Genomic DNA, 17093 nt, shown 5'->3' with positions numbered 1-17093 from the left:
CTGCCTGCCCCATCGGCGTCACGGGGAGAGACCCACGAGGACGGCCGTGAGCACGATGGCCGTGGCGAAGGCCGCAGCCTCGACGAGGATCGAGCGACGGAGCTGATCTGCGGCGATCGCGCGCCCCTCGACCATGGCTGGGACGAGCCGACGGTGGTTGTGCGCCCCGATCGCCCCGATGACCGCGACGACACCCAGCTTGCCCATCAGCACCCGACCGTAGCCGGTCGACCACAGCTGCGTGGGACTCGACAGCTCGACCAGGGCCAGCGCGAGTCCTGCAGCGCCGACTGCAACCACCGCCGCCGCGGCCACGACGGAGAACCGGGCGGCGATCGCTCCGCTCTCCAGGCCCCGGTGACGACGGCTGCCGATCACCGCGCCGAGCGCGATGGCGCCCCCTGCCCAGACCCCAGCGGCCAGCACGTGGACGGCGTCGGCGCCGCGCACCAGCAGCTCCGGTTGGCTGCTGGCCGTGTGTCCCACGAGCTGGAAGGAGGCGATCATGCCCAGGACAGCGCCGACGACGGCGGTGCCGGGGCCGCGTAGCCGCCACCAGTCAGAGGTTCGCGACGCCGCCACCACGAGGACCGCTGCTGCCACCCGTATCGTGACCGCCGGCAGCAGGCCACCGCGGCTGACGATGGCGATCGCCGCGCTGTCCATCGCCCCGTCCATGCCCGTCCCGGACACCACAGCCACCCGCGCCAACAGCTGCAACAACGACGCGCCGGCCGCCAGGAGCGCGCCGCCGAGCAGCAGTCGGCTGAGCACCGACCGGTCTCGCTCGACGTCGGGATGCACGCCGATACCGAACGCGGCGACCCCGATGACCAGCAGCACGCCGACGTACACGAGCCATCGGCTGACGACGGCGAGGGCACGGGGCAGGCCCGGCGGGTCGGAATCGTCGGTGCTGACCTCCGACACGGGAGTCGGCGCGGACTCGGCCGAACCCGGGGACGGCACCGATGTGGAAGGGGTTGACCGCACCTGGGCCAGGGCGCTGTCGGACGGCCCTGTCCCGGCCGTCGTCGGGTCGTCCGGCGGCGGTGCCACTCCTTGCTCGGCCGTTGTCGGTTCCGGTGTTCCTCGCGACGCGGGAGGAAGCTGGACGGCGAAGCCGTAGGAGCCCTCGAGCGGGTGCCCGTCGGCGCCGATGACCCGCCAGCGGACGGTGTGCGGACCGTCACCGACCACGCCCAGGACCGGAACCGTGACGGTGACGGCATCGGCCAGGGCGGCCGGACCGCTGGAGATGGGTCCATCGGGGCCCTCGAGCACGATGTCGTCGGGCAGGACCTGGACGGCTTGCTTGAACTGGAGGACGAGCTCGTCGAACGCCGCGTCCACGACGGCGTCTGCCCCAGGTCGTGACGTCTCGAGCTCGCTGTGCGCGAGGGCCGGCGAGGCAAGGACACCGAGGGCGAGCAGGGCTGCGCTCGCCGCCAGCGCGGTACGCCACGCCCTCGCGGGCCGCGTACGCGGGCTGAGGACGGACAGGGACCATCGTCGGGGACGACGATGCGCCACGACTGGCGTGTCAGGGTAGTGGGACACGGGGAGACCTCCGTTGGAACGCGTGCCGCGGATGCGCGGCAGATGTGCAGGCGCCAAGCAACCCCGGACCGTCAGGTCCGGAGCGGAGGGTCCCTAGACCTGCAGCATCCCTACCGCGGCCAGCCTGCGACCGGACGGCGGACCACGCCGACGCTGCCGCGTTCGGCGATCGTCCGGACCGCGTACGGCCACTGCGTCCATCGGGGCCATCACGAGCACGAGGCCCGCGATCACGACAGCCAGGACCGTTGCGTCGGACGGCCGGGCGTCGGGGCTGCTGGGGTGCGACCCGACGTCGTCGGCTGCGCCCAGGTCGTCGGCGTGACCGAAGTGGTGCCCGTCGTCGACGAAGGCGTGCCGATGTGCAGCCTCTCCGGGCGCATGGGCGTGGGCATGCAGGATCCCAGCGGTCTGCAGGACCGCCAACACCACGATCGCCGTTCCGGCGAGGACCATACGCACGGGCACTACCCTAGTTATCGGCTGACGCCGGTTCACCTTGAGCCGCGACCGTCTGCTCCTGATCCGTGCCGAACGAGCGACGGCCCGCCCCGCAGAGGGGACGGGCCGTCGTCTTGGCTGCTCGGTCGCCGGTCGGTGCGACTAGCTGCAGCCGCTGGTCGTGCCGCAGCCGGGGCACACGTGGCAGCTGCCCGCCCGCTGCATCTTGGAGCCGCACTGCAGGCACAGCGGGGCGTCGCCGTAGATGTCGTCGACCGGGTGGGGCTGCTCCACGGGGAGCACCGTCTGGCCGGTGGCGTCGGCCGGCGGCGTGTCGCCCGACGGCGCCGCGGGGGCAGCCGTGGTCGACGTGCCGTCCAGCTCGGCGGTCCGCTCCTCGGTGGTGTAGATGCCCATGGCCTGGCGCTGCTCGGCCGGGAGGTACTCGATGGCCAGGCGACGGAAGATGTAGTCGGTCAGCGACGTGGCGAACCGGATGTCCGGGTCGTCGGTCATGCCGGCCGGCTCGTACCGCGTGTTGATGAACTTGGAGACGTAGGCCTCCAGCGGCACGCCGTACTGCAGGCCCAGGGACACGCTGATCGCCAGGGCGTCCATGATCCCCGACAGCGTCGACCCCTGCTTGCCGAGCTTGACGAAGATCTCGCCGAGCCCGTCGCCGGGGTACTCCCCTGCCGTGACGTAGCCGTCGGCGTCGCCGACCTGGAAGCTGATCGTCTGGCTGGGACGCTGCTTGGGCAGGCGACGACGGACGATGCCCTGCTCGGCCGCGGCCTCCTTGGTCACCGGCTGCGCGTCGTCGCTCTTCTTGGAGATCGACAGCGGCTGGGCGACCTTGCAGTTGTCGCGGTAGATGGCGATCGCCTTCAGGCCCAGGCGCCAGCCCTCGATGTAGAGGTCCTCGATGTCCTGAACCGTGGCCGTCTCCGGCAGGTTCACGGTCTTGGAGATGGCACCGGACAGGAACGGCTGGGCCGCCGCCATCATCTTGATGTGGCCACCGGGCGCGATCGAGCGGTCGCCCATCGCGCAGTCGAAGACCGGGATGTGCTCGGGCTTGAGCGCCGGGGCGCCCTCGACCGTCGCGTGCTCGTCGATGTAGGCCACGATCGCCTCGACCTGCTCGGGCTGGTAGCCCAGGTTGGCCAGGGCGTGCGGGACCGTCTGGTTGACGATGCGCATGGTGCCGCCACCGACCAGCTTCTTGGCCTTGACCAGGCCCAGGTCGGGCTCGATGCCGGTGGTGTCGCAGTCCATCATCAGGCCGATGGTGCCGGTGGGCGCCAGCACCGAGGCCTGGGCGTTGCGCACGCCGTAGTCCTCGGCGACGTCGACGGCACCGTCCCAGCTGTCCTCGGCCGCGGCCAGGACGTTGGCGGGGGCCAGCACCGGGTCGATGGTGTCGACGGCCGCGCGGTGCTTGCGCAGGACGCGCAGGGTGCCCTCGCGGTCGTCGGCGTAGCCCTCGAACGGTCCGGTGACCTTGGCGATCTCCGCGGAGGTCCGGTAGGCGTGACCGGTCATCAGCGCGGTGATGGCGCCGGCCCATGCACGACCCTCGTCGGAGTCGTAGGGCAGGCCCAGGCTCATCAGCAGGCCACCGAGGTTGGCGTAGCCCATGCCGAGCTGGCGGTACTTGTTGGCGTTGGCCGCGATCGGCTCGGTCGGGTAGGAGGAGTTGCCGACGATGATCTCCTGCGCGGTGAAGACGACCTCCACGGCGTGGCGGAAGGCCTCGACGTCGAAGGTGCCGTTCTCCTCGAACTTGCGCAGGTTCAGGCTGGCGAGGTTGCACGCGGAGTTGTCCAGGTGCATGTACTCGCTGCACGGGTTGGACCCGTTGATGCGACCGGCGTTGGGCGTCGTGTGCCAGTCGTTGATCGTGGAGTCGTACTGCACGCCCGGGTCGGCGCAGGCCCACGCGGCCTCGGCGATCTGGTTCATCAGGTCGCGGGCCTTCATGGTCTTGGCCGGCTTGCCGGTCAGGACCTCACGAAGGTGGAAGTCGGCGTCGTCGATGACCGCCTGCATGAACTCGTCGGTCACCCGGACGGAGTTGTTGGCGTTCTGGTACTGCACGCTGGCGGCGTCGGCGCCGTCCAGGGACATGTCGAACCCGGCGGCCTGCAGGGCGCGGGTCTTGTCCTCCTCGCGCTGCTTGCACCAGATGAACTCCTCCACGTCGGGGTGGTCGACGTTCAGGATGACCATCTTGGCCGCACGACGGGTCTTGCCGCCCGACTTGATGGTGCCCGCGGACGCGTCGGCACCGCGCATGAAGCTGACGGGACCGGAGGCCTCGCCGCCGCCCTTGAGGTGCTCGACGGAGGAGCGGATGTTGGACAGGTTCACACCCGAGCCGGACCCACCCTTGAAGATGGTGCCCTCCTCGACGTACCAGTTGAGGATGGAGCTCATCCGGTCCTCGACGCTGAGGATGAAGCAGGCCGAGCACTGCGGCTTCTCCTCCACCCCGCAGTTGAACCAGACCGGGGAGTTGAACGCGGCCTTCTGGTGGACCAGGAGGTGCTTGAGCTCGTGGTTGAACGCCTCGGCGGAGTCGGGGTCGGCGAAGTAGCCGTCGTGGATGCCCCACGCGGTGATCGTGTCGGCGACACGGTCGATCATCTGCTTGACCGACGACTCGCGCTCGGGGGTGCCGAGGGGACCGCGGAAGTACTTCTGGCTGACGATGTTCGTGGCGTTGACCGACCAGGTCTTCGGGAACTCCACGCCACGCTGCTCGAAGGCGACCTTGCCGGTCTTCCAGTCATCGATCACCGCGTCGCGCACGTCCCATTCCACCTCGTCATAGGGGTGGACGGTGGGGGTGGTGAAGTACCTGTCGAACTTCAACCCCGTGCGCTCGCCGTCGAGAACGGCGCGAACGCCGCTGTGGAGCTGTACCTGACCCTGGTTGTCACCCATCGCGTTGCCCTTCGGTGCCTGCTGCAAATCGTGTCCCATTTCGCGGTCTCCCAGTCGTTGGTTTCCGTCCCGGCGTCGCCGGAAGCGAGAGCCGAACCTGCGCGTCGCCCGTGTCTCCGACGGAAACCACACGGCTGTAACTACCTCTTCGTACTCTTGACCCGATCGTAGCTGCCGTCAAGCATCGATTCCCCAACATGTATGGGCGATACCCTGACTTGACCACAATATCTTGTGGTGCAACGCTGGCCGGGACGTGAACGTCGGGCAACCATGTCGCCGTCCACAAGGCCCGTCAACCTGTGGACGAACGCACCGGAAGCCCTCCCCACCACCACATCTCGTGGAGGTCCTGCACACCCCCTGTGGAGAACCTGTGGACAGGTGTGGGCAACCGCCCCACCTCGTGAACAACCACCCCTCGTGGCCGGGAAAACCGAAAAAGGATTCGCCTCGTGAAATGTCCCTACTGCGCCAGCGACCGCGACCGCGTGGTCGACTCGCGGCCGGCCGAGGACGGCCGCTCCATCCGTCGCCGCCGGGAGTGCGAGGCGTGCGCCCAGCGCTACTCCACCTACGAACGCGTCGAGCACGCCCCCCTCGCGGTCCGCAAGCGCTCCGGTTCGGTGCAGCCCTTCGACCCCGAGCGCATCAGCGACGGCATGCACAAGGCCACGGCCAACCTCGACCTCGACCCCGACGAGGTCCGCATCGCCGCCGCCCGCGTGGAGGCCCACCTTCGCGCGATGGGCCGACGGGAGATCGGCACCGACGAGATCGGCGGGCACGTCCTGGAGGCGCTTCGATCGCTGCACCACGTCGCCTACGTGCGGTTCGCCAGCGTCCACAAGTCGTTCACGTCCGCCGACGACTTCGCCGAGGCCCTCGCCACGCTGAACGAGCGTCCCTGACTACTGCGGCAGCTCGAGCACGGACCCCGGCCGGAGCGCGGTCGCACTGACGCCGTTGTGGGTGACGACCACCATGGCGTAGTCCTGGACCGACATCCCGGCCGGGGCGTGCTCGCGGGCGAGCTCCCACACCGTGTCCCCTGACTGGACGACCACCGTCACCGGCGCGGGCGCCGGTTCGTCAGCGACGGATGACCCGACCAGCCACGAGAGCAGGAGCCCCGCGACGAGGAGGAGGGCGACCAGCGCCCAGGAGAGCGCACGGCCGAGGTCCACGCCAGCACGGGGTCCGGCCGTCCGGTGGTTGCGACCCACGATGGGGGCGTGACCGATTCCTGACGGTGACAGCGGGGCGGTGACGGTGGACATGGCCTCTCCAGTTCTGGGGGAGATGGGGGTTATGCTGCGATCGACGACGAACATCTGTTCCCTTGACCGACAGCATGATCGAACGTATGTTCGCTGTCAAGACCCGTTTCCTCGAGTCCCGACCTCGTCACCAGCAACGTACGTGGGGGGGTGTGACATCGGGGTCCCGAGCAGCAGGAGGTCCACCCGTGCCACCCGAACTGACCAGCCGCCAGCAGGCCATCCTCGACACGATCCGCCGGGCGGTGCAGGAGCGGGGTTACCCGCCCTCCGTGCGCGAGATCGGTGACGCCGTGGGGCTGAAGTCCCCCTCCAGCGTCCACGCCCAGATGAACACGCTGGAGGAGATGGGCTTCATCCGCCGCAACCCGGCCCGTCCGCGTGCGATCGAGGTGATGGTCGACGGCGGGGATCCGCTCGAGCCGACCTCCCCAACGCGGCACGTGCCCCTGGTCGGTGAGATCGCCGCCGGTGGCCCGATCCTCGCGGAGGAGCAGATCAGCGAGCACCTCGCGCTGCCCGAGTCCATGGTCGGCCAGGGCACGATCTTCGCCCTCACCGTCCGGGGCGAGTCGATGATCGAGGCGGGCGTGCTGCCCGGTGACATCGTGGTGATCCGCCAGCAGCCGACGGTCGAGCAGGGCGAGATGTGCGCCGCGCTGATCGACGGCGAGGCGACCGTCAAGTTCTTCCGTCGGACGAAGTCCGGGGAGGTCTTCCTCGACCCGGCCAACGAGCGCTACGAGCCGATCCCGGTTCCACCGGACGCCGACAGCGCGATCATGGGTCGCGTCGTCGCGGTCATGCGGTCCCTCTAGGCCTGCCCGCCCCGGGGGTCGAACAGGGACCGTGCGCGGTCCCACGCGAGTCGGCCGACCTCCGCGCCGATGATGCGACCCGCGTGGTCGTCGGCGCGGATGTGGATACCGCCGTGGATCCGTGACCGACCGGCCTGGTCGGCGGCGTCGGCGTAGGTCGCCCACACCAGCGCCACATCGGCCGACGGACCGTCCTCGAAGGCCAGGTCACCGGCCGGCACCGTCCAGCCCAACGACCCGCCGGGGAACGCCGGGCTGCCCGTCGCCGCGGTCAGGACCTCCGCCGCGGCGCGGCTGAACGTGGAGTGCCCCGACACGTAGCCGGCGAAGGCCGGCGACACGAACGTCGGCTGCTGGTAGGGCACCCACTCCTCCGCATGGATCCAGCGCACCGCGGGGTCGGATGGGTCGTCGCGTGGGGCCCACGTCCGGACCACCACGCGACCGACGTCCAGGCCCTCGTGCCGCCCACCGGGGCGGATCGTCGCCGACGTGGCCACCTCCACCAGGTCCGCCACCAGCGGCAGGCCCTCCGGGTGGAAGGCGGGACCGTCCGGATCGCTGGACTGCCCGAGCCCACCCAGGTAGCGGATCAAGGAGATCGGTCGGGGGGAGTCGTGGGCGGTCTTGACGCCCCATGCCGCGACCGCCGCGTCGTGCAGCGCCCCGTTGAGCACCAGGTGCAGCGAGACCTCCCACTCCAGCCGGTCCAGCACCGGCCCGGACCCGCCGAGCCGTCGTTCGGTCGCCGGCATCGCGTCGGTGACCGCCCGGGCGATGACGTTCCAGTGGCCCGGCGGGGTCTCGGAGTGCGGGCCGTCGGCCCAGAACTCCGCCAGCACCCGCCCGAGGTCACCGCGCGGCACCGGCATCACCGCCCACGGCTGCCCCGTGGTGGGGTCCAGCGGATGGCCGGTGCCGTCGTCGGTGCCCAGCGGATTGTTGCCCCATCCCCCCGGCCCGGCGTCCACGACCACGCCGTCGGCAGGGTCGAGCTGGCCGGAGGCACGCAGGACCTCCACGAGCTGACGTCGCAGCTCGGCCCCGCCGTCGGCGTCGTCCAGCCGCGGTGGTGGGCCCGGGTCGATCGGCACACCGCCGGGGTCGTCCGGCAGCGCGAACGTGGACACACCGCCCCAGCCGTACCCGAGGAACGTCTGCGGTTCCGCCGGCTGGGGAATGCCGTTCTGGGTGACCACGCGGTCCAGCTGGAGGGGTTGCCACGCGTTCGGGTCGTCCATCGTCGCGCCCGGCCGTCGGACGACGAGCGGGCGGTTGGCGGGCTCGTGGATCGGCAGGTCGAGGGATCCATCGTCGTCCGCCTCGGCGAGCACGGCCGACGCGACGCGGGCGCCGACGGCGCGGGCCGTCCCGTCGTCGGGCCGCAGGCACTCCGCCGCCATGGCGGCCGGGAGGGACTCGGCGACGTGCGCGGACGCCCGTCCGTTGCCGTAGCGGGCGTCGAGCACGTCATGGGCGGCCTGCGCGACGGCGACCTCGACCGCACGGCGGTCGCCGGCAAGGTCGGGTGCGTCGATCGTGACGAGGGCGGCCGGTACGCCGTCGACCAGCGCCGCTCGGGCGTCCCACATCGCCGCGGACAGGTGGTACAGGGTCCGGGCATGGGCCGTCGGGTCGGGCAGGTCGTGGCGAATCGCCTCCAGCGCCACATCGATCCAGCGGGCGACTGCCGAGGGGGCCTCGGTGCTGCGGTCGACGCACGGTGCGACCGCGACCACGTCCCGGGGGCCGTCGAGGCGACCGAGGACGGTCGTGCCGTCACGCCGCACCTCCAGCACCCGGTCGGTGGGGACGTCGTTGACGGTGACCCGGTGCCCGTCGGGCCACGTCACCTCCACGACGTCGACCCGATCGAGGGTTCCAAGCCCGAACAGCGGCCGGGGGTCCTCCGTGGACAGGTAGCTCGACCCCGCCGCGATGTGCCTCGACGCGGCTGTGCCGTCCGGCCTGGTGACCACGACGCGGGTCCCCGGCTGCAGGCCCTCGGGCTGCACCCGCAGCGCCGCCCCTCCCCCGCCCTGGTTCTGCAGCAGGACGAGGGGTTCGCCGACGCCGACCACCACCACATCGGGATCACCGTCGTTGTCGTAGTCCGCGACCGCGGTCCCGCGCGCGTTGTGCCGCCCGATCGCGTCCAGGCCCCAGCCCCCGTCGAGCAGCTGCAGGCCGTCCGCCGACCCCCGGTAGGCCAGGAGCGGCTGGGCGGTGGCGGTCGGGTCGTCGGCCAGCGGGATGGCGCCGTGACCGGCGAGGACGTCGTCGTGGCCGTCGGCGTCGATGTCGGCGACACCGACCCCCCAGCCCGTCAGCCCCTCGCCGAAGGCCGGCACGCCGAACGCCGTCCGGCCGTCGGTGAACACCCACGGCTCGGCGCCATCGGGCTGGTGCAGGGCATGGCGCTGCTCGCCCATGTTGGTCACCAGCAGCTCGGCCATGCCATCGCCATCGAGGTCACCGGCGGCGGCGCCCATGCCCGATCCGTCGTCGTCGACGCCGACGCGGGCGGCCACGTCGACCAGGCGTGGGACGCCGGGCGTCGAGTCGTTGCGGTACAGCCGGTCGGGGTCGGTGTCGTTGGCGACCAGCAGGTCCCGGTCTCCGTCGTGGTCGACGTCGACGAACGTCGCGCCCAGCCCGTACCGGGGCCCGTCGGCATCCAGGCCGGCCTCGCGGCTCACGTCGACGAACCGTGCCCGAGCCCCCTCTCCCGGCCCGAGGTTGTGCAGCAGGAGGTCGGCGACCGGCGCGTGGCTGCGCGGGAACCCCCCGGACGCCTCGGGCAGCGGGGTGTTGCGGTCGACATAGCCGGTGAGGACCACGTCGAGGCGCCCGTCGCCGTCGACGTCGTCGGCCGCCGCACCGGCATGCCAGCCAGAGATGTGCAGGCCGGCCCTGCCGTCGTCGGCGGTGAAGGTGCCGTCGCCGTCGTTCCACAGCAGGGTGCTCCGCCGGTCGGAGGTGACCAGCAGGTCGACGTGGCCGTCGCCGTCGAGGTCCGCGGCGAGGCATCCCTGCCCCCGGACCCGTAGGCCCGCCCCCGAGTTGTCCCCGACGTCGACGAACCGCCCCTCGACGTTGCGGTACAGCGTCGACGTCGGCAGCCCTCCCTCGTCCACCCAGCGCTGGTGCTCCCCGTCGGACCACGTGGAGACCACGTACAGGTCCTGCCAGCCGTCACCGTCGGCGTCCAGCCAGCACACCCCTCCGCCCATCATGGCCGCGGGGTCGGCGGACGGTCCCCAGCGGAACGCGCCGTGCCGGGTGTCCAGCCCGACTCGGTCGGCGACGTCGACGAGGGTCGTGGCCGCCGCGGCCCGGTCGGGGGACGGCGCCGCGGCCACCAGCGCGGTGGTGGTGGCCGCCAGCACCGCGACCACCACGAGCGCGACCAGGGGGCCGCCACCGCCACCTCGACGGACGGTCATCGGCCGATCAGGCCGCGCGCCCGCGCTTGGAGATGGAGTCCACCAGCACCGCGGCGAGCAGCACCAGGCCCGTCACGACGAACTTGACGCCCGCCGGCAGGCCGAGCAGGTCCATGCCGTTGCTGACCGACGCGATGACGAGCGCGCCCAGCAGGGCGGAGATGACCCGTCCACGTCCGCCGAACAGGCTGGTCCCACCGATGACGGCGGCGGCGATGACCTCCAGCAGGAGGTTGCCGCTGCCGGTGTTGGTCGACACCGACCGCAGCCGCGAGGCGAGGATCACCCCGCCGACCCCGGCCATGAAGCTGGAGATCATGAACACGGTGATGCGGAGCCGGTCGACGTCGATGCCGGCGCGCCGTGCCGCCTCGGGGTTGCCACCGACGGCGTAGACGTGGCGGCCGAACCTCGTGCGCGAGGCGACCACGGTCCAGCCGACGAGGAAGACCAGCACCACGAGCGCCACGACGGGGACACCGCGGTCGAGGTTGGCGTAGAAGGCCGCGAACCCGGTGACGACCGCCAGGCCAGCGACCTGCAGGCCGAGGACCGACGTGGGCTTGGCGTCCAGGTCCAGGGACCGCCGCGACCGTTGCCGCAGCAGCTGGACCGCGGCGTAGCCACCGGTGACACCGGCTGCCAGCAGCCAACCCCACACGTCGGGCAGGTAGGTGTTGGACAGGCCGAGGACGACGCGGTCCTGGATGATGATGGTGCCGGCCTGGCTGGTCTCGGTGGTGAGGATCAGCACGACGCCGGACCATGCGAGGAACCCGGCCAGGGTCACCACGAAGGACGGCACGCCGAAGGAGGTGATCACGAGCCCCTGGAGGAACCCGATGAAGGTCGTCACCGTCAGCCCGGCGGCGATGGCCAGCCACCAGGGCCAGCCGGGGTCACCGGGCCGCAGCAGCAGGGTCGTGACCACCCCGCCGACGGCGCTGACGTAGGCCACCGACAGGTCGATCTCGGCGATGAGCAGCACGAAGACGATGCCGATGCCGAGGATGGCGATGCCCGACATCTGCAGCAGCAGGTTGACGAAGTTGGCGCTGGTCAGGAACACCGGCTCGAGGGCGCCGAAGACCACGACGATCAACGCGAGGCCGACGAGGATCGGCAGCGAGCCGAGGTCACCCGCCCTGGTCCGTGCCCACCAGGCGCGGACGTAGCTGCCGAGGTCGGCGTTGGCGGGTTGGGCGAACGCGGGGGTCTCGATGGGGGCGGTCACAGTTCCTCTTCCTCCATGCCCGGCACGGACTGCAGGGTGCCGGCGGTGATGGCGTGGACGATCTCCTGCTGGCTGACCTCGTTGCGGTGGTAGACCCCGACGAGCTGGCCGAGGCGCAGCACGGTGATGCGATCGGCCACCTCGTAGATGTCGTGCAGGTTGTGGCTGATCAGCACCACCCCGAGGCCCCGCTCGCTGAGCCGGCCCACGAGGTCGAGGACCTGCCGGGTCTGCGCCACGCCGAGGGCGGCGGTGGGTTCGTCCAGCACGACGATGCGGCTGTTCCACATGACGGCCTTGGCGACGGCGATCGCCTGCCGCTGGCCGCCGGACAGGGCCGCGACGGGCGTCCTGACCGACCGGAGGGTGGTGACCGACAGGGAGGCGAGGGTCTCCTTGCAGTCCTGCTCCATCGAGGCCTCGTCGAGGAACCGGCCGCTCAGCCGTTCGCGACCGAGGAACATGTTGGCGACGACGTCGAGGTTGTCGGCCAGCGCCAGGTCCTGGTAGACGACCTCGATGCCGAGCGCTGCGGAGGCCTTGGGCCCGTCGAGGTGCACCTCCTTGCCGTCGAAGATCACCGTCCCGCCGTCGTAGGGCTGGCTGCCGGCGATGCCCTTGATCAGGGTCGACTTGCCGGCCCCGTTGTCGCCGACGAGCGCCATGACCTCACCGGCCCGTACCTCGAAGTCGACCTCGTGCAGCGCGCGGACCGCGCCGAAGTGCTTGCTGACCCCGATGCACTGCAGCAGGGGGGCCTGCGTGTCCGGATTGGGCTGGTTGGACATCCCGTTCAGTCTCCTCCGTCAGGATTGGGTGGCGCCGACACCCCCGCCGAAAGAGGGGTGTCGGCGCCGGTGCTGCCGCAGTCGACCTAGCGGTCGGCGGGGCAGAACTCCTCGAAGTCCCCGACGCAGATCTCCTCCCACGTCCGGAAGCCGTCGGCGATGACGGTGTCCGCGACGTTGTCGGCGGTGACCGCGACCGGCTCCAGGGCGATGAAGGGCAGGTCCGCGGACCCGTTGTTGATCGTCTGGCCACCGGCCAGCGCGCCGACGTCCTCGCCGTTCAGCAGGGCGATGGCAGCCTCGGCGGCAGCGGCGGCCTCGGCGGCGATCGGCTTGTAGACCGTCATGGTCTGGTCACCGGCGAGGATGTTCTGGATGCCACCGACCGTGGCGTCCTGTCCGGAGACGGGGAAGGGGTCGAGGCCAGCGTTCTTGCGCGCGGCGATCACGGAGTTGGCGAGGCCGTCGTTGGCGGCGAACACCGCGTCCACGTCGTTGCCGGCGTCGACGAGGATCTGCTCGAAGATGGTCAGCGCCTCGGCGTTGTCCCACTCCGGGACGGCCTCGTCGGCGACGAGCTCCCAGTCGCCGGCCTCGACCCGCGGCTCGACGGTCTCGGCGTAGCCCTCGCGGAAGAGGGTGGCGTTGTTGTCGGTCGGGCCACCGTTGAGCATGACGACGCGCGGCGTCTCCACATCCAGCTCGTCGATGGCAGGCTCGAGGACGCTGGCCATGGTGCGGCCGACCTCGACGTTGTCGAAGGAGACGTAGACGTCGGCGCCGGGGCCCTCGATCGTCAGGCGGTCGTAGTCGATGACGGCGACGTCGGCCTCACGCGCGAGGTCGATGATGGCTGCGCCGGACCCCGAGTCGAGGTTGACGAACAGGATGACGGCGGCACCCGAGGCGATGGCTTGCTCGGCCTGGCTGATCTGCTGCTGGGCGTCGCCCTCGGCGTTGACGATGTTGTACTCCACGCCGGCCTCGTCGAAGGCTTCCTCGAAGAACCGGCGGTCATCGGTCTCCCAGCGAGCGGAGGAGGCGCTGTCGGGCAGGAGCACCCAGATGCTGCCGTCACCGGCGGACGCCGTGTCGTCCCCGCCGTCCTCACCCGCGTCCTCACCGGCGTCGTCGGTCGCCTCGGTCGTGTCGCCGCCGTCGCTGGTGTCGGTGCCGCTGTCGTCGCTGCTGCTGCAGGCGGTCGCGACGACCACCAGCGCGAGCAGGAGCATCAGGACCTTCGTCATCCCGGTTCGTGCCATCTCGTGTCTCCAGTCTCGTTCGGCTCGGCCCTTGCCGGCCCTGCGAGCACGCTAGTAACGATCCTGTGAACGAGGTGTGAAAGGCCTGTTTCGTCCGTGAACGAACTGTGAACGGCCGGGCTCAGCTCGACAGCCGGTAGCCGGTCCGTGGCTCGGTGATGATCAGCTCGGGACAGCCGGGGTTCTCCAGCTTCGCCCGGAGCCGACGGACGTAGGCGCGCGTGTACTCCGTCTCGGTCTCGTAGGCCTGCCCCCAGACCCGGCGCAGCAACATCCCGTGGGTCAGCACCTTGCCCTGCTCGACCGCCAGCTCGCGCAGGACTGCGAACTCCGTGGGGGTGAGGTGCACCCGGGTGTCGTCGACGGTGACCCCCTGCGCCTCGAGGTCGATCAGGACGTTGCCGACCTCGATCCGCTGCGCGGACGGGCCGGTGGTCTCCGCGGGCCGGGTGCGACGCAGCGTGGCGGTGATGCGAGCCAGCAGCTCGTTGATGCCGAAGGGTTTGGTCATGTAGTCGTCGGCCCCCTGGTTGAGGGCACGGACCTTGTCGGACTCGCCGCCGCGGGCGGAGATCACGATGATCCCGACCTCCGAGCGGGCGCGGATGCGTCGGCACAGCTCGAACCCGTCGGCTTCGGGGAGCATCAGGTCCAGCAGGACCACGTCGGGGTGCTCGCGGTCGACCAGCCGTTCGACACCCTTCCCGTCGGCGGACAGCACGACATCGAACCCGCGCGCGGTCAGGTTGGCGCGGATCAGGTCGGAGATGTTCGGGTCGTCCTCGACCACCAGGACCCGGGTTCGCGCGTTGGTCATCGTGATGCCTCCGTGCGGGGGCCGCTGCCGCCGCGATCGTCCAGCTCCCAGCCGGGTGCGTCCTCGGTGGGTCCGTCCACGGGAAGGGCGAGCGTGACCGTGGTGCCGTCCGGCCCCGTCGAGAGGTCCACGGTCCCGCCGTGGGCGATCACGATGCCACGAGTGATGGACATGCCGAGTCCGGCACCGTCGCCCGGTCCCCGTGTCCCCGCCACGAACGGCGACTCGGCGACGTGCGGGGGCAGTCCGGGACCCCGGTCGGCGACCGTCAGCTCGACGGTGTCGGTGCCGTCGTCGTGCCGGACCAGGACGGCTCGCACGGACACCGGGGTACCGGCCGGGGTGTGGCGGACGGCGTTGCCGATCAGGTTGACCAGGGCCTGCTCGATGCGCGCGTGGTCGGCGACCACCGGCGGGAGGTCGGTCGGCACCTCGACGGCGATGCGCCCCGGCTCGGTGGTCGGTACGCAGGCGATGGCGGCGTCGACGATGGGGGGCAGCTCGCACCAGTGCAGCTGCAGCCGCAGGACGCCGGCCTCGATCGCGGAGGCGTCGAGCAGGTCGGTGACGAGGTCGCCGAGCCGTTCGGACTCGTGGGCGATGGTGTCGAGGAACCGTCGGGTCGAGGAGTGGTCCCACGCGACGTCGGGTTGGCGCAGGGTGTCGGCGTACCCGTGGATGGCCGTCAGCGGGGTCCGCAGCTCGTGGCTGAGCCGGGACAGGAACGTCCGCTGGAGGTCGTTGCTGCGGCGCAACGCCGTGGTCTCCTGCCGGGCCGCTTCGTGGGCGCGTCGTTCCAGGGCGAGCAGGACCGAGTGGGCGCCGTCGACCAGCAGCTCGGCTGCGCCGTCGCGGGGGGACTCCCCGGCAGCCCAGCGTGCGGCGAGGACGTGTCGGCGCCTCGGTCCGGCGACGACGGCGGTGAGGATCCCCCGACCGTCGTCGTCGCGTGTCGCCACGGCGTCACCGGCGGGCGGCAGGTCGGCGCGGTGCACCCAGCTTCCGTCACCGGTGCCGACGACGTGGGCGACGGCGGCGCGTCCCGATGCCCCGTCGCCCTCCGATCCGTGGGCGTCATCGGGTTCGGAGAGTGCCAGGCCCTCGGCGCCGAGGCCGACCCGCAGGGCCTCGAGGGCGATGACGAGGCCGGCGTCGTCCCCGACGGGGCCGGCGAGGGTCTCCAGGACCTGTCGCAGCGTCTCGAGGGTCCGGTTGCGCCGGGTGACGGTGGCGAGGAACCGGTCGCGTTCGAGGGCCGCGGCGGCCTGTGCGGCGTACAGCGACGCGAGCTCCAGCGCCTCGTCGGTCACACCACCGGCCGCGGTGCCGTAGCCGGACAACGTGCCGAGCACCTCGTGGCCGGCCACCAGGGGAACCGCCCACATGCTGCGGATGCCGGCGGTCACCAGCGCTGCGGCATCGGTGCTGTCGTGCTCACGCAGGTCCGCGACGACCACCGGGCGCCGGCTGACGATGCACTCGGCGAGCGGGGTCGGCACCCCGGACGGGCCGGCGCCGACGACCAGCCGGTCGAGGTGTCCGCGGAGCGGCGCGGACAGGCCCATCGCCGCACCCAGCCGCAGCGATGTCGTGCCGTTGCCCGACCCCGCACCATCACCCGACCGGGGCCGGTGCAGGTGCAGCGCCAGCCGCGGCTGCTCCAGCGCCACCCCCACGGCGGAGACGACCAGCGGCAGCACGTCGGTGGGTTCGACGTCGGCCAGCTGATCCACCAACGAGCGGAGCCCGTGCAGCTGCTGGCGGGCCAGGACGTCGGCTTCGAGCCCCGACATGCAGCCGCGCAGAAGGTCCGGGGTGAGGTCCGGCCGGCGGACGTCGTGGCTGATGACCCCGTCACGGAGCACGAGGACCCGGTCGGCGACCTCGCAGACGAGGTCGAGGTCGTGGCTGATCAGCAGGATCGCCGTGCGCTGCGCCCGCATGCCCTTGAGCAGCGACCGGACGGCGTGGACACCGGAGGAATCCAGCGCCCCGGTGGGTTCGTCGAGGACCAGCAGCGAGGGTGGCCGCACGAGCGTCCGTGCCAGCGCGATCGTCTGGCGTTGCCCGCCGGAGAAGCTGGCCACGGGACGGTCGGGGTCGGGCATGGCCACGCCGAGCCGGTCGAAGAGCCCGCGGGCCAGCACCTGCTCGTCCTCGCGCCGTCCCAGCAGCGCCCCGTCCTCGCGCCCGAGGAACAGGTTGTCGATCACGTCGAGGTTGTCGCACAGGGCCAGGTCCTGCCAGACCACCTCCACTCCCGCCATCGGGGCACCACCGTTCCGGTCGACGGGAAGCCCGTTGACCAGGACCTGTCCGCGGTCCGGGACCAGGCTGCCGGCGATGCAGCGGACGAGGGTGGTCTTGCCGGCGCCGTTCTCGCCGACCAGGGCGATCAGCTCGTCGGGGTGCACCGCGAAGTCCACCCCCCGCAGGACGTCGACCGTCGCGAACCGTCGGTGGACGTCGCGGACCTCCAGCACCCCTCGGCTCATGGA

General features: G+C 71.4%; 12 protein-coding genes. 2 read left to right on the top strand and 10 right to left on the bottom strand.

Annotated features, from left to right (window positions below):
- Positions 1 to 18: 18 nt before the first annotated feature.
- From CUC05_RS03660 to CUC05_RS03650, 3 genes are all read right to left on the bottom strand, one after another.
- A complete protein-coding gene (locus tag CUC05_RS03660) occupies positions 19 to 1560 on the bottom strand; it encodes a copper resistance CopC/CopD family protein (protein WP_157965174.1) in 1542 nt (513 codons plus the stop codon).
- Positions 1561 to 1653: 93 nt separating this feature from the next.
- Entirely contained in the window at positions 1654 to 2022 is a 369-nt protein-coding gene (locus CUC05_RS03655; RefSeq protein WP_157965173.1) for a hypothetical protein, read from the bottom strand.
- Between the two features lie 141 nt (positions 2023 to 2163).
- Positions 2164 to 4950: a vitamin B12-dependent ribonucleotide reductase gene (locus CUC05_RS03650; RefSeq protein ID WP_108664984.1), complete on the bottom strand. Its 2787-nt coding sequence runs from the start codon at positions 4948 to 4950 to the stop codon at positions 2164 to 2166.
- 455 nt (positions 4951 to 5405) lie between these two features.
- Between CUC05_RS03650 and nrdR the strand changes: the two genes are divergently transcribed.
- Positions 5406 to 5861: a transcriptional regulator NrdR gene (nrdR, locus tag CUC05_RS03645; protein WP_157965172.1), complete on the top strand. Its 456-nt coding sequence runs from the start codon at positions 5406 to 5408 to the stop codon at positions 5859 to 5861.
- On the opposite strand, the gene CUC05_RS03640 is transcribed toward nrdR, so the two are convergent.
- A complete protein-coding gene (locus CUC05_RS03640) occupies positions 5862 to 6230 on the bottom strand; it encodes a LysM peptidoglycan-binding domain-containing protein (RefSeq protein ID WP_108664718.1) in 369 nt (122 codons plus the stop codon). It abuts the gene before it with no gap.
- Between the two features lie 86 nt (positions 6231 to 6316).
- On the opposite strand from CUC05_RS03640, the gene lexA reads away from it, so the two are divergent.
- Complete coding sequence (lexA, locus tag CUC05_RS03635; protein ID WP_108664983.1) at positions 6317 to 7048, top strand: transcriptional repressor LexA; 732 nt, start codon at positions 6317 to 6319, stop codon at positions 7046 to 7048.
- On the opposite strand, the gene CUC05_RS03630 is transcribed toward lexA, so the two are convergent.
- From CUC05_RS03630 to CUC05_RS03605, 6 genes are all read right to left on the bottom strand, one after another.
- Positions 7045 to 10494 (bottom strand): FG-GAP-like repeat-containing protein, encoded by a 3450-nt coding sequence (locus tag CUC05_RS03630; RefSeq protein ID WP_108664717.1) that lies wholly within the window; start codon positions 10492 to 10494, stop codon positions 7045 to 7047. The two genes, lexA and CUC05_RS03630, sit on opposite strands and share 4 nt — an antisense overlap.
- Positions 10495 to 10501: 7 nt before the next feature.
- Positions 10502 to 11728: a sugar ABC transporter permease gene (locus CUC05_RS03625; protein ID WP_108664716.1), complete on the bottom strand. Its 1227-nt coding sequence runs from the start codon at positions 11726 to 11728 to the stop codon at positions 10502 to 10504.
- Positions 11725 to 12516 (bottom strand): ATP-binding cassette domain-containing protein, encoded by a 792-nt coding sequence (locus tag CUC05_RS03620; protein ID WP_108664715.1) that lies wholly within the window; start codon positions 12514 to 12516, stop codon positions 11725 to 11727. Before CUC05_RS03620 ends, CUC05_RS03625 begins: the two co-directional genes overlap by 4 nt.
- 86 nt (positions 12517 to 12602) lie before the next feature.
- The gene (locus CUC05_RS03615) at positions 12603 to 13778 is read right to left on the bottom strand and encodes a sugar ABC transporter substrate-binding protein (RefSeq protein WP_205712110.1); all 1176 of its coding nucleotides are present in this window, start codon (positions 13776 to 13778) and stop codon (positions 12603 to 12605) included.
- A 121-nt stretch (positions 13779 to 13899) separates the two neighbouring features.
- A complete protein-coding gene (locus CUC05_RS03610) occupies positions 13900 to 14595 on the bottom strand; it encodes a response regulator transcription factor (protein WP_108664714.1) in 696 nt (231 codons plus the stop codon).
- A complete protein-coding gene (locus tag CUC05_RS03605) occupies positions 14592 to 17090 on the bottom strand; it encodes an ATP-binding cassette domain-containing protein (protein WP_157965171.1) in 2499 nt (832 codons plus the stop codon). Before CUC05_RS03605 ends, CUC05_RS03610 begins: the two co-directional genes overlap by 4 nt.
- Positions 17091 to 17093: the final 3 nt, after the last annotated feature.

Source organism: Euzebya rosea (assembly GCF_003073135.1).
GTDB lineage: Bacteria > Actinomycetota > Nitriliruptoria > Euzebyales > Euzebyaceae > Euzebya > Euzebya rosea.
Note: the sequence above shows the minus strand (reverse complement) of the source record. Positions and strands in the feature narration are given on the sequence as shown.